The following is a 14,965-nucleotide window of genomic DNA, read 5'->3' as shown; positions in this document are numbered from 1 at the left end:
TTGTTGGTTGGCTGATGAAATGAATTAGCAAGTCTGAGGCCAAGATTGCGGACTCGTCAGCGCACGCGCTGCAGTTTGAGCAGTGGCGCGGTGGGGGAAGCAAATTGAGCGACGTAGAGATTCCCCTCCGCATCGGCGGCTACGGCATGTGGGTGGATGAAGGTGTGGGCATCACTCTTCAGGGGCTGGAGCACGCCATTTTCAGTGACAGCGGCGGGGGCGCCGATGTTGGAAATGATGCGAAAGTGGGAATCAAGGATGCTGATAAAGCCGGGAGAGTCGCGGTTTTGTGGCCACCGGTCTCCTAGGTGGGGCATGAGATAGTGGCCCTGCCAAGCGACGAGATCGCGCGGATTTCCGCCCGGGAAGGGGAATTTGTCCACAAACTGACCTTCGAGTGTGAAGCGTTTGATTTCTTGGCGGTCGCTCATGGCGATGATGATCCTGGGGGCGGCCGCGTCGCTGAGATCCAGCAGGCCGCCGTGAGGTCCCCAATGAGGAAGCTGGTTTTCACCCTGGCCGAGATCGCCTCCCCAGGATTTGAGGAGCTGACCCGTGACATTGTAGTGGTGGATGTAGTCTTTGCCGTAGCCGTCGAGCACCCAAAAATCGCCCTGAGGATGATGAAGTGTTTTGGAGGGGCGATACTCGGTGGCCTTGGCGTAAAGACCGCTTTTTTCTGGCCAGGGATAGCTGGCGAGTTCGGTGCCTTCGAGGCTGAGTTTGCGCACCTCATGCAGGGTCGTATCGGTAATGTAGAGGACTTCTCTGCCACCTTCTTTGACCAGACTCATGCCATGGGCTCCGGGCATGCGCGCTGTCCACTGCCCCAGGAGATCCCCCGTTTGAGGATCTAAGATGAGGACGTTATGCTGAGCTTCATCTGTCAGGACGAAAAGGCGGCCCTGGGAATCGAAGGTCAGTGCATGCCCATTTTTGAGAGGGGCGGTGGTGAGCGCTGCCTGTGCCCAGTTTTTGAGAAGGCGATATTGGAAAGGTTTTTGTCCCAGCAGTTCTTCTGCTTTGGCGATGCCAGACAGGCACAAGGCTAGGATCAATATTCGCAGCATGTCTCAGGCAATCATAAGAGGTTGTTTGAGGGAAGAGTAAACCGCTTGAGGTCGTCCGATTGATCGTCGCTACCAACTGGATCGTCTCATTGAGTGAGTGTGGACATGGCTGTTCTGGTGAAGCAGCGGGAGATTTTTCACCCTGGTGAGGTTCTGCGCCTGTAAATTGAAATCGCAATGAGAGTTCTTTGATGGTGCTGATGTCGCTTTGCTTAATGAGCGCAGGAACCGCCCAAATTGCAAACATCCGGCAAACTCAGACAAAGCCTGTGGCTTTGGAAAATGGTCGGGCCGGCGAGATTCGAACTCACGACCTCTTGCACCCCATGCAAGCGTTCTACCAGGCTGAACTACGGCCCGACCTTTTCGCAGGGCTGTGGAGCCCGGCTGGGACGTGGATACTGGCGTTTACCTCCCGCATTTGCAACTGAGATGTTGCTTTTAAAGAGAGATTCTTTTGGGGCCACCGATTGACGTTTCCTGTCGAGGCGGTGTTTCCTCTTGAGAAAAATCCTATCGTCTTGAATGTTTCCCCATGATCATCCTGCCGGAGCAAGATAAGACCGTTGATTGGGGCCGCAAAGGCTCGCAGATGATCCTCACGCTGGCGTGTCTAGTCATCGTACTTGCAGGGATGAAAGCGGCTGCGGGGGTGCTGGTACCCATGGTGTATGCATTCTTCCTGGCGGTGCTGAGTTTTCCGCTTTTGCGTTGGTTGACTCGCCATCGCATCCCCGGGCCTGTTGCGTTGGCGATGACCTTGCTAGTCAATCTGGGGGTATTGGCGGGGTTGATCACTTTGGCCGTGCGGCTGCTAATCAGCTTCAATTCGGATCTGCCGCGTTACCTGCGAGGGATTCAGCGCAACCTTACAGACCTAGGGGTGTGGCTGGATGATAATGGCATCGAAGGGGCGAAGGAGATGATGGGCAGTTTGTTTGACTGGAATACCATCATTGGTTATGCCACACAGCAGGATGTGATGTCCCGGATCGGTGCCATGCTGGGCAGTACGTTTGGCACTTTGGCCACGGTGTTTGCAGGGCTGGTGATGATTCTTATTTTGATGATGTTTGTCTTGATGGAGGCCACGGGGACTCAGCGTCGTATCGCAGCGGTCCGCACGTCTGGAGGTCCTGATTTCAGTGGTCTGATGCGCAGTGTCACGGACATCCAAAAATATCTCGGGATCAAGACGCTCATCAGTGCGCTCACTGGTTTATTAGCTGGCGTGTGGTGCTGGTTTTTTGATCTCCAGTATCCGCTGCTGTGGGCCATCCTGGCCTTTATTTTTAACTACATCCCGGCCGTGGGAAGCTCGGCCGCTAGTATTCCCGCGATCGTGGAGGCGCTGGTTCAACATGGTGGCGGCGCTGCCATTGGCATTGCGCTGGGGTATGGCGGCATCAATTTCGCTTTGGATAACTTTGTGCAGCCGCAGTTGCTGGGAAATCGCTTTGGCATCTCCGCTCTCGTGGTGGTGCTTTCGGTGATCTTTTGGGGCTGGCTCTGGGGCCCCATGGGCATGTTTTTGGCCGTGCCACTGACGATGGTGATGAAGGTGCTGCTGGATAACAGCGAGGAATTTCGCTGGGTCTCCGTGGCGATGTCTCAGAAGAAGATGCGGCGAGGTGAGGTGGAAGTGGTGGGCTACGACCTGGATGAAAACGAAATGGTGGGAGGTGGGGCGAGCACGGAAAGCCCGCGTCACGATTAGCCCTCTAGGCTTCTCATTGTTTGCGCCACAGCCACTTCATGGCTTCAGGGAAAAGAGACGCTCCGTGCTTGCTGTTGTGCTGGCCGTCACCGAATTCAAAGTGGTGATCATAGCCCATGAAGGTCAGGGCTTTGTCCATCTGTTGATTGGCTAGAGGCCAGTTGCCAAAGGGATTGTCGAGATCATTCGCCCCATCTTGGAGATAAATACGCAGGGGTTTACGCTCGGTGATGCGGATGACGTAGGGATACACATGGCCACCGGCGAGGTCCACATAACTGCCGATGGTGGAGAAGACTTTGCGGAATTTATCTGGGCGCTCCCAAGCGACGGTGAAGGCACAAATGGCGCCGCTGCTGGCACCTGCGAGAGCCCAGCCTTCAGGGTTGTCTGTCAGGCGGTAGTCTTTGGTGACTTGAGGGATGATTTCCTCTAACAGGAAGGTGGCGTAGGTGCTGCCTAACGTATTGTATTCTTTGCTGCGGTTGTTGTTTTTCCAGGCGCTGGCGGGTTTGGGACTGGAGATCGCATGGCCTGGATTGATAAAGATGGCGATGGTGGGTGCCATGTCGCCACTGGCGATGAGGTTGTCAAAGACTGTGGGGACGCGCCAAGCTCCTTTGAGCCCGACGTAATCATGACCGTCCTGAAAGACCATGAGGTTGGCGGGTTGCTCCGCTTTGTATTGGGCAGGAATGTAGAGCCACCAATCGCGTACGGTTCCTGGATAGATCTTTGATTCATGCGCAGGCATGGCAATGACGCGGCCTTTGGCGACATCCGGTTTCTCTTGGGAGAGGGGTGTCAGTTTGTAGTCATCCATGGCGTAAGCCGAGGAACCTAAAAGAAGTAACAAACTGGCGAGAAGACGCATGACGAGGAAGGGGGGAAATGAGTGAAACGGTGCTATTAAAGACTGAGAAGTCTGGGGACTATTTCACTTCTTTCGCAGCTTGGTCGCCCAGTTGCAAGGTGGGAACTGTGGCCTCATCGCTGATGATCAGGCTGACCCAGTGGCCGGCGACTGCGTGTGCGGGAAAGCCGCAGGCGAGGGCGAATTCACCCGCTTCATCCGGGACAAAGGTAAAATCTGCCTTGCCCAGGGTCATGCCTGTGAGGTGTTTCGGGGTAGCACCACCAGCAAAGTAAGGCTCGGGTGCTTGGAGCTTTTTGGTGTCACCTTTTTCGATCACAATGGCGCTGTGGGGAATGGGGCTGGGATTGATGAAGGTGACGTGGACTCGCCAGCCAGTGGGGATGGTGAGCACGGCTTTGCCATGGGAGTAGCCATTGAAATTCATGCCGTAGTTGGCGGCATTGAAAGTGGCTACGAGAGTGACTTTGACGCTCTTTGGGCCTTCACCCAGTTTCAAGAGATCCTCCGAGGTGATGCCCGCGAACAGCTCTTTTTTGAGACCTGGAATCTCAGTGCTATGATCATGAGCTGGAGGCGTGGATTGAGCGAGGGAGAACGTGGCAAAGCCCAAAATGGGGAGCAATAGACGAAGGAACATGGCAATGCAAAAGGGGTGAAAACACACGGAAAAGCGGAGGCCTTTCCGTGTGTTTTTGAGAGGAGTCGTCGTCGGCTTTTACTTGGCTGCGACAGGAGCGGTGACGGCGTCTTTAGCCACTTTGGCGGTGGGGACGATTTTCCACAGGGCTCCGCGCTCGCTGGTGTAGGGGTCCACAGGGCCGCCGTAGTTGGCGGTGGCGTGGGTAAGGTAGATGGCACCATCTGGACCGGTGCCGCTGCCCGTGGGGCGGATGCCATCGGCGAGGTCTAGCAGCTCCTGCATCTGCCATTTGCCGTCCACCTGCTGCATGCCCCAGACCTTGCCACTGCCCCAGTCAGCGGAGAAGTAGGTGCCTTCCAGTTCGGGATACTCGGCACCGCGGTAGATGCCCAGATTGATGACGCAGATGCCCTGATCCACATGACTGTATTCCGCGATGGGTTGCACGCCTACTTTGGGATAATTTTCAGGATCCACCGCAGTCTCGGTGCCATCTGGATTCTTTTTCAAAATCATGGGGAAGGGATGGCTGCCGCACATGAACTTCCAGCCGTAGTTTTCGCCGCCTTTGCTGCTGGCGGGCTGCATGTTGATTTCTTCCCAGTGATTTTGACCGATGTCGGCGATGAAAAGATCTCCAGTCTTGGAGTCAAAGCTGAAGGTCCAGGGATTACGCAGGCCGTAAGACCAGATTTCGGGTTTGGCTTTGGGGCGGACTTTGGAGAAGGCTTCTTCACTGACTCCAAAGAGCGTCATCTGCTGCAGCGGTGTGATGAAAGGATTGTCCTTGGGGATGTCGTAGGCGCGGTCTGCGCTGGATTTGTTGACGTCAATGCGCAGCATCTTGCCTAACCAAGTGTGCAGATCTTGACCGGCGTTGATGACATCACCCTCCCAGCCCCCATCGCCCACACCGATATAAAGGTAGCCATCTGGACCGAAGGCGATCTGGCCACCGTGATGGTTGCAGTAGGGAAAGTCGATCTGCATGATCACCTTCGCAGTCTCAGGATCCAGGCGATCTGGATTGCTTTTCGAGACGGTGAATTCGGTCACCATGGTGGCACCATTGAACCAAAGGTCAGCATAGGCGACATAGACTTTGCCATTGCTTTTGAAGTCTGGGTGGAAGGCCATGCTGAACATGCCTAACTCCAAGAATGACGAGATGGTTTTGTCCTTGAGGTCCAAGAACGGGCGCTTTGTCTTCTTGCCGTCTTTGATGATTTGGATGACGCCAGGGCGCTCCACCACGAAGATGCGGCCAGTGCCGTCATTGGGCGCTGCCACGCTGACGGGATCCACCAAGTCATCGGCCACTTTGACGAGACTGACCGAGATGTTCCCTGGGAGTTTCCCTCCTGGCTGTGCGGGTTTGATTTCTGCGGCAAAAGCGGGAGCCGTGAGAAGCGCGAGCAGGGTCAGCAAGGCAGGTTTGATTTTCATGGTGAGAATGGGTAGGGCAGGTTGGTTGCCAGAGCCTAAACGCCGTTAGGCTAAAAAAATCACACCTTTAAGACAAGCCTGAAATGTCTGTGCCAGAATGCTCCATGATCATGCGAGTTAGGCGATGGATTTATCCATCACCTTGCCCGCATGAAAATCGTTGGCTCCGGCCTCTGGATGAAAGGCTATGATTTAAGCTCCACCTTTGGCGATCTTCTCACAGTTTTGGACATCCAGTTTTCCAGAAGAAAGGATCGGAATGTCGGATACGCGAATCATCTTTTTAGGGATCCATAGCGGCGGCATGCCTTTCTCGAGCAAGCGGTAGCGCAGATCGAGAATTTCCTGGTGCTCAGGACCTCCAGGGATGGCTGTGAGGAGAATCAAGGCTTCACCTCTTTCCTGATCGGGGATACCGACAACGGCGATCTTCCTGGAGCTTTCATTCTCCAGGCCCATGGCTTTGATCAGGGCTTCCTCCACCGTTTCATGCGGCACCATTTCTCCGCCGATTTTCGAGAAGCGGCTGAGGCGACCTTCAATGTAAAGGAAACCGTCCATGTCCACGCGGCCAATATCTCCCGTCCGGAACCATCCATCGTTATCGAAAACTTCGGCGGTGCGTTTAGGATCATTGAGATAACCTTCAAAGACGTTGGTGCCTTTGAACCAAATCATGCCGCTGGAATGAAGCGACTGAGGTTCGTTCGTTTCGGGATGGGTGATGCGTACCGCAAGGCCCGGAATTAAATGCCCGACACTGCCTGGGCGGTGGCAGGGAATCCAGACGTAACCGTTGTCTTCATGACCCAGAGGCACAGGGTCTGGCAAGTTGACGTTGGAGACCGGGGAGGTCTCAGTGAGGCCGTAGCCCTCGAAGACTTTTTTGTCGAAGCGTTGCTCAAAGGCACTGGAGACGGTGGGGGGGAGTTTTTCAGCTCCGGTGACGACCATCTTCAAAGAGGCTAGCGACTCCCGGTTCACCCCGCGCAGATAGCCGCGCAGGAAAGTGGGAGTGGCGATCATGAGGGTGACACGATGTTTTTCGATCAACTCTCCTAGTTTCTTCGTCTCCAGGGGGCTCGGATAGGTGACCAAATTCAGGCCGCTGATGATGGGGTACCAGAGGGTGACGGTGCAGCCGAAACTGTGGAAAAGAGGCAGGCTGCCGAGGATGCTGTCCTTGGAGTCCATGCCCAGACGGCTGCTGAACTGGATGACGTTGGCCATCACATTCCGGTGGGTGAGGGCGACACCTTTCGGATTGCCCGAGCTACCGCTGGTGAATAAAAGGATGGCCTCTTCCCGACCACCTTTTTTGGGGACGCCTAGAACGCTGGCTAGGATGGCTGCGGGGAGGACTTTGCTCAGAGCCAGCCAAACGACGATTTGGGTCTTCAACTTCGGCAGGATTCGCTCGATGAGCATGAGCTGCTTCATCGGCGGCCAGGGAAAGCTTTGCATCTTCCGCACAAAGATATCTGCGGTGATGAACCGATCTAGATCTGCAGCTTTGATGGCAAACTCCACCGAGGTGCGTCCTGCAGTGAAGTTGAGATTGACCGGAATTTTGCCAGCGAGAAGCACCGCGACATTGGCGATGAGTCCACCTCGCCCTGGAGGAAGGATGATGCCTACGCGCTTTTTGTTAGTCTCAGCCTTGATGACTTTCGAAAGCGCGATGGCGACTGCTAAAACCTTATCGTAACCCAGCTCACTTTCATCTTTGCCATCCACGACCTTGTTGCGGGTGCCGTTGCGTTTGAGCCCCTGAATCAAGGCGTAGGCTAAATGAGTGTCCAGACCAGGGTGTTGACTAAAAGCCTGGTCTGCGAGGACAAAAAGCGCTTCTTGGTAGGCGGCCAGGGTGATGTCATCTCCTGAAATGAGAGGAGCCATCGCCATGAAGACGAAGCTTTCATCGCAATGACCGTCGATGCTGAGGGTAATCTCGCCCTTGGGTTGAACGAACAAGGGCAGCACCGGACAGGCGGCCTTGAGCAAGAATTCCAACTTGGCTCCTGGGACGGTGGTCAGTGGGGCATTTGTGGTAGCCGCCTCGGCAGGAAGATAAATGACAACGGAGCCTTTTTCGATCTCGCTGGTCACTGCTTTTCTGTAAGCGTGAGCATCGGTGAGGTTCGCGGGAATGACAAGAACGCGGACAGTATCCTGGTCCACGTGCGCTTTGAGTTGGGGGGACAGAGCTGCACCTTCCTCGAAGAGATACACCACCGTCTGCCCTTCCAGAAAGGTTTCTAGACGCATGAGGTCCAGATAGCTGAGGCGGGTGGGGAGGATGAGATAGCCACCGTTTGCAGGCAGATTTTCTTTCCCCAAAAGGGTGAGGTGTTTCAGCGAAACTGGCTTGTCCGTAGGCATGGCGAGAGGAGGCGAGGGGGTGAAGTGAAGTGTAAGCGATGAACCCTGCGCATTTCCAGCGGGAAAAGGATCATCACAGAGATAACCATTTATTTTGATCCTATCGGCGCTGCTTCTGCGCATGCGGGTGTGAACTCACCGGCCCTGGCTGGAAAGAGCTGAATCCTCACTTGCTATGACGACTATTCCTACACCATCTTCCCAGATGACCGAGCACACCTTTGCCTCCCATGACGGAGCCGAACTGTTTTACCGCGCCTGGTTACCCTTTTATCAAGCCAAACAGGCCATCGTGATCATGCACCGGGGGCACGAACACTCCGGCCGAATGCTGGAGCTAGCTAAAGCTCTGGATATGCCAGACACCGCCCTGTTTGCCTGGGATCAGCGTGGCCACGGCCAGTCTCCAGGTCCGCGTGGTGGGGCGGAAAATTTGGGCGTCGTCATCCGAGATCTGGAGGCGTTTTTCCAACACATCGAAAAAACTTACGCGATTGCGAGGGAAGACATCGTGCTGGTGGCTCACAGCGTAGGCGCTGTGGTGGCCGCAGCCTGGGTGCATGATTATGCGCCGCGTCTGCGTGGTCTGTTGCTGGGCACACCTGCTTTTCAGGTGAAACTCTATGTGCCGCTGGCTGTGCCACTGCTGCGCCTGAAAGAAAAAATGCTGCCGGGTGGTGTGGTGAAAAGCTACGTCAAATCCCGCGTGCTGACACATGATCCTGAGCAGCAGCGCGCCTACAATGAAGACCCGGCGATCTTCAAAGAGATCTCGGTGAACATCCTGCTGGACCTCTTCGATACCGCGCGGCGAGTGGTGGAAGATGCGGCGGCGATCCGTGTACCCACGCTCGTTTTCAGCGCCACTCAGGACTGGGTGGTGCAGACGGGGCCGCAGCGGGCGTTCTTTGAGCGTCTAGGCTCTGCGGACAAGGAATTCCACACGCTGCATGGTTTTTACCACGCCATCTTTCATGAGGCACAGCGGGAGGTGGTCTTCAATCGTGTGCGAGCTTTTGCCGAGCGGCTTTTTGTCAAACCTCCGGTTAAACTGGCCCCGCTGCTAGATGCGGATATCCGGGGGCACACACGCAGCGAGCGGGATGAGCTGGCGGCCTCGCGGGATTGCCTTTCCTCACGTTTGACTCGCTTTGTATTCGGTACCTTAGGCCGATTGAGTCATGGCATTGACCTGGGCTGGAAGGCGGGTTTTGATTCTGGGCGCACTCTGGATTACGTCTATCAAAACAAACCTTCCGGGCGGCTGATCCTCGGCTGGTTCATGGATAAATCGTATTTAGAAAGCCCAGGCTGGACGGGCATCCGCTGGCGGGGGCAAATGCTGCAAAAGGTGCTAGCGGAGGTGCTCGCCCAGGCTGGGTCCAGGCCGCATCTGGTGGACATCGCCTGTGGTGGCGGGCGCTACATTTTGCAAACGTTGCATGATCACCCAGAACTGCCCGTCACTGCTGTCTTACGGGATTATCAGCAGCCGAATTTGGATACGGCGAAAGCCACGGCTGAAAATCTCGATCTAACAGATCGTGTGACCTTCGTCCAGGCAGATGCCTTTGCTCGCAGTTCGTTAGCCGCACTCAATCCCGCGCCAGATGTAGCCGTAGTCTCAGGTCTGTATGAGCTTTTTAATGCGAATGCTCCGGTGCTGGAGTCTCTGCGTGGTCTGGCCGATGCCATGCCCCCTGGCACCCGTTTGGTGTACACGAATCAGCCGTGGCATCCGCAGTTGAAATTCATTGCCCATGTTTTGACCAATCGTGAGGGGCAGCCGTGGATCATGCGGCGGCGGACGCAGGAAGAAATGGACGACCTGGTTACGGCTGCCGGATTCATCAAAGAACGCCAGGAGACGGATCCTGCTGGTATCTTTACCATCAGTGTGGCACGAAAGTTGTAGCCCGTTTTACAATCTCGGGTACCGCCTTTCTTCCATGCAAGACCGTTCCATGCTGATCCAGGGATCTTCCGCCAGGCCTACCTTCCTCCAGGCGGCCTGGGTCAGTGCGTGGACCAGTGCGGTGTTTTTGGTGATCTACAATGCGAGCAACTGGATCACCGGGCTGCGGCCGGATGTGCAAACGGCGGCCTTTGGCTGGGAGCGTCTGTTCCCCGTGGTGGAGTGGATGATCGTCCCGTATTGGTCGCTCGATGCCTTTTTTGTCGTGGCGCCTTTTTTGTGCTCAGATCGCCAAGAACTGCGTGTGCTGCGTCGGCGGTTGGTGCTTTCCAATGTGATCGCGGGTGTCTGCTTTCTCATCATCCCTTTGGAACTCGCCTGGGCACGACCCAAGATCACGGAAGGGATGTTCGAGCCCTGGTTCCGTGCCATCCAGGCGATGGATGCCCCGCACAATCTTTTCCCAAGTTTGCACATCGTCCTGCGTACGATCATGGCGGTGCATTACGCGCGGCATTCCAGGGGGCTATTGCGCATTGTTCTACACATTTGGTTCAGCCTCATTGGCGTTTCCACCTTGCTGACATGGCAGCATCATCTGGTGGATGTGTTGGGTGGGTTCGTCCTCGCGGCGGTCATCTTCCACATCGTTCCTGACCAGGAGGAAAAGGCGACCGCAAATCGGCGCATCGGGTTTTATTACCTGACGGCCTCGGTGGTTCTCCTGTTTGCCTGTCGTTTGACTCTGCCGTGGACTCTCCTCTTGGCCTGGCCTGCTGCGGCTTTGGGCACCGTTGCAGCGGCTTCTTTGGGCATCGGTGCGGCGGTATTGAAAAAAACACGCGGTCGCCTTCCTGCCACCACCCGCTGGCTGCTGGCCCCCTGGCTTCTCGGGCAAGAGCTTTCCTGGTGGCACTACCGCCGCCAGTCGGCGAAGTGGAATCAACTCACTCCCCGCGTCTGGATGGGTCCGCTGCCAGATGATGCCACCGCGATTGAGCTCCTCGAAGCCGGCGTCACGGATGTGCTGGACCTCACGGCCGAGTTCGATGCGCCTGAGGCCTTTCGCCTCATGCCGGGTTATAAAAACATGCCGGTGGCAGATCTCACCGCGCCCACTCAGGATCAGCTCAAAGCCATGGCCGAATACATCGAGCGCGTGCGTAAGGACGGCATCGTCTTTGTCCATTGCAAGGCTGGCTACTCCCGCACCGCCGCTGCTGTGGGCGCGTGGCTGCTGCAAAGCGGCGGCACCACCGAAGCCGCCATCCGCCAGATGAAGGACGCCAGGCCTGGCATGATCGTCCGCCCAGAGGTCGTGCGTGCCCTCCGCGAAATGGAGTTATCCCTCACCGCCCCAGGGCGTAAACCTGTTTTGAGTTGAAGACGGCGCCGGGCCGGGAGATGGGCAACCATGATGGATGACCCCCTCAACTTTACCCGTATCTTCCCGCTTTTGCTGGCTGGGGGATTCGCCGCTTTTCCCAGACAGTTCGGGCCGTGGGCGTTCGGCACCGCTTTTGCGAGGATGGGCCTTGGTTTTGCCAAGCTGATGTTTCTGGCCCTGAATCTTGAAAGCCTTTACACCCTCTGTGTCAATGCCGCGCCCGAGGCCGCCAGCAGCTGGTCTGCATTCATTGGCATGGTAGCCTTCACGGGATGCCTCTACATGATGTTCACCGGCACTGCCGATGTTTGGGTGGGATTGATGCGGTTACTCAGAGTCGAAATGCCCGAGATCATTCGCCATCCCTTTGGCGCGAGGGGTTTCGTGGATTTCTGGAATCGTTGGGGAGTGTTGCCAGTCAATCACGTCCCCACGGCTTCATCGGCTCTCCTTCGTTGTGGCCTCTTGGTACTTTGTCTTCTTATTGCTCAGGGGTTTAGTTATGGCTTGTTGCTTTGGCTCCTGCTCCAGGCCTGCCTCATTGGGTTAGACTCTTGGTTAGGCCGCACTTCTGGCTGGATGGGGAAAATTCCACGCTGGATCAAAAGCATACTCACCATTGCTGCATTTACTTTGAGCACTCCGTTGCTTTACGGGGGCGGGTGGGAGGTGGCCATGCAGGAATGGAGTCGCCTTTTCAGTGCCTCGCCAGAGACGGTGTATTCGGTGTTTCTCGATGCCCGGCTCACTGCCCCGCAGGTTTGCTGGCTGCTGTGGATCAGTGTCCTTGCTGCCCTCGTCCTGCCCGGCTTTCCCTGGTGGATGGCGCGTGGCCCACGTCTCCGCCTCGCGGCCAAAGGTGCGGGTTTTCTTTGCTTTGGGGCCGTTATTTTGTTCGTCATAACATTCATCGAATCGGCTCCTTCCCCCCTCATCCGAGCCGGAGAATGGCTTCATCGTGTTTCCAGCCAAGCTGGCAGTCATGGCGTTCATCAGGGGATTGGAGGCTGGCTTTATGCAGACACTGATCTCTACCGCCTTACCCAAAAGCGGCACACTCCCGGTCAGGTCGAGGACATTCTCAGCCTGCAAAAGCAACTGCAAAGCCAGGGCAGCCCCCTGCTGCTCTTGCCCATCCCTGACAAGATCGGCCTCCGGCCTGAACCCATCCTCCCCGCCAGATACAAAGGGGCTGTTCACCCCTTGGGTTATCACGCGTCCATTCAGCGGCTCAAAAGCGCCGGCGTGGACGTTCTGGACATGTCCGAAAAACTTTGGGATCAGCGCAATCGCCTCCCCCTCCACTTCCATCAGGACACCCTCTGGACCGCTGAGGCCATGAAGGAGATCGCTGTCCAGGCCTCCCGCCACATTCGCAAAGCCTACCCCCAGGTTGTGCTCGATGAAACACCGCTGGTGGATGCTCAGTTCATCGAGCGCCAAGATTTTGGCGATCTCGCCCGTCGTCTGCATCGCCAGCCTGAATCCTTTTGGCCTGCCGAGACCACCCAAATGGTGGGCCTGCGTGGCCTCACCGGGGCTGAAACGTCGCCCGTGCTCGTCATCGGCGGCGATCTCGTTCGCGCCTACGATGACCCTTCCTTGAGCTTCCCGCCCACCTCACTTACCGATCCTCCTGCTGGTTTCCCCACCCAACTCGGGGCTCTCCTGGGCCGTGCTCTCGACGTGGCCGAAGCCGCTCCTGCAGCCACCCTCGTTCCTCGTATGAGCGGGAAAAAACTCATCATTTGGGTCGTCAGGGCAGGGGAACTCTAACCCTGGGGCGATGGGGCCTACTTTTCATTGTCGCAAGATGACCACACCTTCGGGGAAAGGCGGCAAGACTGGCGAACAGGTCTGAGAGCGGATGAGGCTCACCTCGCCAGACATTACCGCCCTACGTTGCCAAACCGTCGTCCTTACTCCAGTAAATCTGGCCGCATTTTCCGTGTCCGCTCCAGCGCCTGCTGCTGCCGCCATTCGGCGATTTTTCCATGGTTGCCGCTCAGTAAAATATCCGGCACCCGCAGCCCCTGAAACTCTGCTGGCTTCGTGTAATGGGGGGCCTCCAGCAGACCTGCCGGGCCAAAGGATTCCTCAACGGCGCTCAGGTCATCACCCAGAACACCGGGCAGTAGGCGAACGATGGCATCCATCACCACCACTGCAGCGATGGCCCCGTTGGTCAGCACATAGTCGCCCAGGCTCAGCTCTTCATCCACCCAATGGTCCACCACCCGCTGGTCCATGCCCTCATAGTGACCGGAAAGAAAAATCAGATGCTCCTCTTGTGCCAACCGCAGCGCTGACGCCTGGTTAAAAGGCTTTCCAGCGGGCGACATCAGGATCACCCGACTGCTCTCCGTATGCACCTTCTCCAGCGCCGCAAAAAGTGGCTCCGGCCTTAGCAGCATGCCCTGTCCACCGCCGTAAGGCGTGTCATCCACCTGCTTGTGTTTGCCCAGACCCTGCTCGCGCAGATCGTGCACCCCCACCGTGATCGCCCCCTTCTCCTGGGCCCGCCCCATGATGCTCGTGCCCATCGGCACAGTGATGAGTTCAGGAAAAAGAGTAATGACGTCTAGGCGCACAAAGGAGCTATGGCTTGGAGGGGAGAGGAGTGCAAGTTTCTCCCAAGCTAGGGGAACTTGAAACGAAGGGATTTGATTTCGATGATGCTCATATTTTCTCAGGCAGTGTCTGCATGATTCATCGAATTTGATGTTGCATCCTGCTTGCCACTCACTCTTGATGAAGCTTTGATAGAAACAATTCAGCAGAGAATAATGCCCTGAGCGAGTGGCAATTTGCTAACGGAGCTTGTCAGACCATGAAGGAAACTCTTTCTGAAATCAATGAACTGCGAGCTGTAGGTCTCATTGGTCAATGGGCCATCGGTCGGGCCATGGGAGCGACGTTTTACCTGGAACCAATCTCAACTTTTGATTTGGATATCTTTGTCATCTTTGAGGGTTCTCCGTTGATTCTGACATTGACGCCGATCTATAACTTTTTAACTGCACGCGGTCATGCAGCCGATGGTGATGCTATTTTAGTGCATGGCTGGCCGGTACAATTCCTGCCTGCCGAGTCCGCTTTATTGCGGGAAGCGGTGGAGGATGCCAAGGAGATAGAATTTGAAGGAGTGCCTGCCCGTGTGATGAGAGCAGAGCACCTGATGGCAATCGCATTGCAAACCGGTCGTGGGAAAGATTTTGCCAGGTTAATGACCTTTGTTGAAGCCGACATTGTTGATAGGTCGAAACTGGTCGATCTTTTAGCACGTTACGGTTTGGAAGCGGCTTGGAAGCGATTTAAACAAAATTACTTGAACCCATCATGAGTCCTTTGATGCAACAAACGCTGGAACAGAAGGCTCTCCGCCGAAAAAGGCTGATGGAATTGTCTTACCCTGAAAAGGTTCGCATCGTGCAGGAGTTACGTGCGGCGACACTTCAGATTCAGTCGGTGACCGAAAAACAATGGGTATTGAAGGAGGCGGTGCCTGTCTACGGGGATAAAAAGGCATAA

12 protein-coding genes and 1 tRNA gene are annotated in these 14,965 nt (G+C 56.0%); 6 read left to right on the top strand and 7 right to left on the bottom strand.

All coding sequences use genetic code 11. The features are described 5' to 3' along the window. Window positions 1-56 precede the first annotated feature (56 nt). Together HNQ64_RS22800 and HNQ64_RS22795 are read right to left on the bottom strand one after the other, a co-directional pair. Window positions 57-1,070 carry an NHL repeat-containing protein gene (locus tag HNQ64_RS22800; protein WP_184212962.1) on the bottom strand — a complete coding sequence of 338 codons (1,014 nt, stop codon included), beginning with the start codon at window positions 1,068-1,070 and terminating at the stop codon, window positions 57-59. A 283-nt stretch (window positions 1,071-1,353) separates the two neighbouring features. Then, a tRNA-Pro gene (locus HNQ64_RS22795) sits at window positions 1,354-1,430 on the bottom strand. Window positions 1,431-1,605: 175 nt separating this feature from the next. Here HNQ64_RS22795 and HNQ64_RS22790 point away from each other — a divergent pair. Then, complete coding sequence (locus HNQ64_RS22790) at window positions 1,606-2,787, top strand: AI-2E family transporter (protein ID WP_184212960.1); 1,182 nt, start codon at window positions 1,606-1,608, stop codon at window positions 2,785-2,787. A 13-nt stretch (window positions 2,788-2,800) separates the two neighbouring features. Here the strand turns inward: HNQ64_RS22790 and HNQ64_RS22785 are convergent, their stop codons facing one another. From HNQ64_RS22785 to HNQ64_RS22770, 4 genes are all read right to left on the bottom strand, one after another. After that, window positions 2,801-3,661 carry an alpha/beta hydrolase gene (locus HNQ64_RS22785; protein ID WP_184212958.1) on the bottom strand — a complete coding sequence of 287 codons (861 nt, stop codon included), beginning with the start codon at window positions 3,659-3,661 and terminating at the stop codon, window positions 2,801-2,803. Between the two features lie 58 nt (window positions 3,662-3,719). Then, window positions 3,720-4,301, bottom strand: a complete 582-nt coding sequence (locus HNQ64_RS22780; RefSeq protein ID WP_184212956.1) for a sulfocyanin-like copper-binding protein — start codon at window positions 4,299-4,301, stop codon at window positions 3,720-3,722. 78 nt (window positions 4,302-4,379) lie between these two features. Continuing rightward, a complete protein-coding gene (locus tag HNQ64_RS22775) occupies window positions 4,380-5,750 on the bottom strand; it encodes a PQQ-dependent sugar dehydrogenase (RefSeq protein ID WP_184212955.1) in 1,371 nt (456 codons plus the stop codon). 192 nt (window positions 5,751-5,942) lie between these two features. Next, window positions 5,943-8,132: an AMP-binding protein gene (locus tag HNQ64_RS22770; protein ID WP_184212954.1), complete on the bottom strand. Its 2,190-nt coding sequence runs from the start codon at window positions 8,130-8,132 to the stop codon at window positions 5,943-5,945. A gap of 175 nt (window positions 8,133-8,307) precedes the next feature. Between HNQ64_RS22770 and HNQ64_RS22765 the strand changes: the two genes are divergently transcribed. Genes HNQ64_RS22765 through HNQ64_RS22755 form a run of 3 tightly spaced genes read left to right on the top strand, consistent with a single transcriptional unit; the run spans window position 8,308 to window position 13,210 of the window. Further along, window positions 8,308-10,047, top strand: coding sequence for a bifunctional alpha/beta hydrolase/class I SAM-dependent methyltransferase (locus tag HNQ64_RS22765; RefSeq protein WP_221305539.1), 1,740 nt, complete (start codon window positions 8,308-8,310; stop codon window positions 10,045-10,047). 34 nt (window positions 10,048-10,081) lie between these two features. After that, window positions 10,082-11,431 (top strand): phosphatase PAP2/dual specificity phosphatase family protein, encoded by a 1,350-nt coding sequence (locus HNQ64_RS22760; protein WP_184212953.1) that lies wholly within the window; start codon window positions 10,082-10,084, stop codon window positions 11,429-11,431. Window positions 11,432-11,461: 30 nt separating this feature from the next. Further along, the gene (locus HNQ64_RS22755) at window positions 11,462-13,210 is read left to right on the top strand and encodes an alginate O-acetyltransferase AlgX-related protein (protein ID WP_184212952.1); all 1,749 of its coding nucleotides are present in this window, start codon (window positions 11,462-11,464) and stop codon (window positions 13,208-13,210) included. A 143-nt stretch (window positions 13,211-13,353) separates the two neighbouring features. Here HNQ64_RS22755 and trmD read toward each other — a convergent pair whose 3' ends face one another. Beyond that, complete coding sequence (gene trmD, locus HNQ64_RS22750) at window positions 13,354-14,025, bottom strand: tRNA (guanosine(37)-N1)-methyltransferase TrmD (protein ID WP_184212951.1); 672 nt, start codon at window positions 14,023-14,025, stop codon at window positions 13,354-13,356. A gap of 239 nt (window positions 14,026-14,264) precedes the next feature. Between trmD and HNQ64_RS22745 the strand changes: the two genes are divergently transcribed. Then, window positions 14,265-14,777, top strand: a complete 513-nt coding sequence (locus HNQ64_RS22745; protein WP_184212950.1) for a hypothetical protein — start codon at window positions 14,265-14,267, stop codon at window positions 14,775-14,777. Next, window positions 14,774-14,965, top strand: a complete 192-nt coding sequence (locus tag HNQ64_RS22740) for a hypothetical protein (RefSeq protein ID WP_184212949.1) — start codon at window positions 14,774-14,776, stop codon at window positions 14,963-14,965. Before HNQ64_RS22745 ends, HNQ64_RS22740 begins: the two co-directional genes overlap by 4 nt.

Source organism: Prosthecobacter dejongeii (assembly GCF_014203045.1).
GTDB classification, from domain to species: Bacteria; Verrucomicrobiota; Verrucomicrobiia; order Verrucomicrobiales; family Verrucomicrobiaceae; genus Prosthecobacter; species Prosthecobacter dejongeii.
The sequence above is the reverse complement of the archived record's forward strand: the minus strand, read 5'-3'. Positions and strand labels throughout refer to the sequence as shown.

What these genes read in the sequence shown, in the direction of transcription:
- HNQ64_RS22800 (WP_184212962.1), bottom strand. Translation starts at nt 1,070, where the DNA reads ATGCTGCGAATATTGATCCTAGCCTTGTGCCTGTCTGGCATCGCCAAA.
- HNQ64_RS22790 (WP_184212960.1), top strand. Translation starts at nt 1,606, where the DNA reads ATGATCATCCTGCCGGAGCAAGATAAGACCGTTGATTGGGGCCGCAAA.
- HNQ64_RS22785 (WP_184212958.1), bottom strand. Translation starts at nt 3,661, where the DNA reads ATGCGTCTTCTCGCCAGTTTGTTACTTCTTTTAGGTTCCTCGGCTTAC.
- HNQ64_RS22780 (WP_184212956.1), bottom strand. Translation starts at nt 4,301, where the DNA reads ATGTTCCTTCGTCTATTGCTCCCCATTTTGGGCTTTGCCACGTTCTCC.
- HNQ64_RS22775 (WP_184212955.1), bottom strand. Translation starts at nt 5,750, where the DNA reads ATGAAAATCAAACCTGCCTTGCTGACCCTGCTCGCGCTTCTCACGGCT.
- HNQ64_RS22770 (WP_184212954.1), bottom strand. Translation starts at nt 8,132, where the DNA reads ATGCCTACGGACAAGCCAGTTTCGCTGAAACACCTCACCCTTTTGGGG.
- HNQ64_RS22765 (WP_221305539.1), top strand. Translation starts at nt 8,308, where the DNA reads ATGACGACTATTCCTACACCATCTTCCCAGATGACCGAGCACACCTTT.
- HNQ64_RS22760 (WP_184212953.1), top strand. Translation starts at nt 10,082, where the DNA reads ATGCAAGACCGTTCCATGCTGATCCAGGGATCTTCCGCCAGGCCTACC.
- HNQ64_RS22755 (WP_184212952.1), top strand. Translation starts at nt 11,462, where the DNA reads ATGATGGATGACCCCCTCAACTTTACCCGTATCTTCCCGCTTTTGCTG.
- HNQ64_RS22745 (WP_184212950.1), top strand. Translation starts at nt 14,265, where the DNA reads ATGAAGGAAACTCTTTCTGAAATCAATGAACTGCGAGCTGTAGGTCTC.
- HNQ64_RS22740 (WP_184212949.1), top strand. Translation starts at nt 14,774, where the DNA reads ATGAGTCCTTTGATGCAACAAACGCTGGAACAGAAGGCTCTCCGCCGA.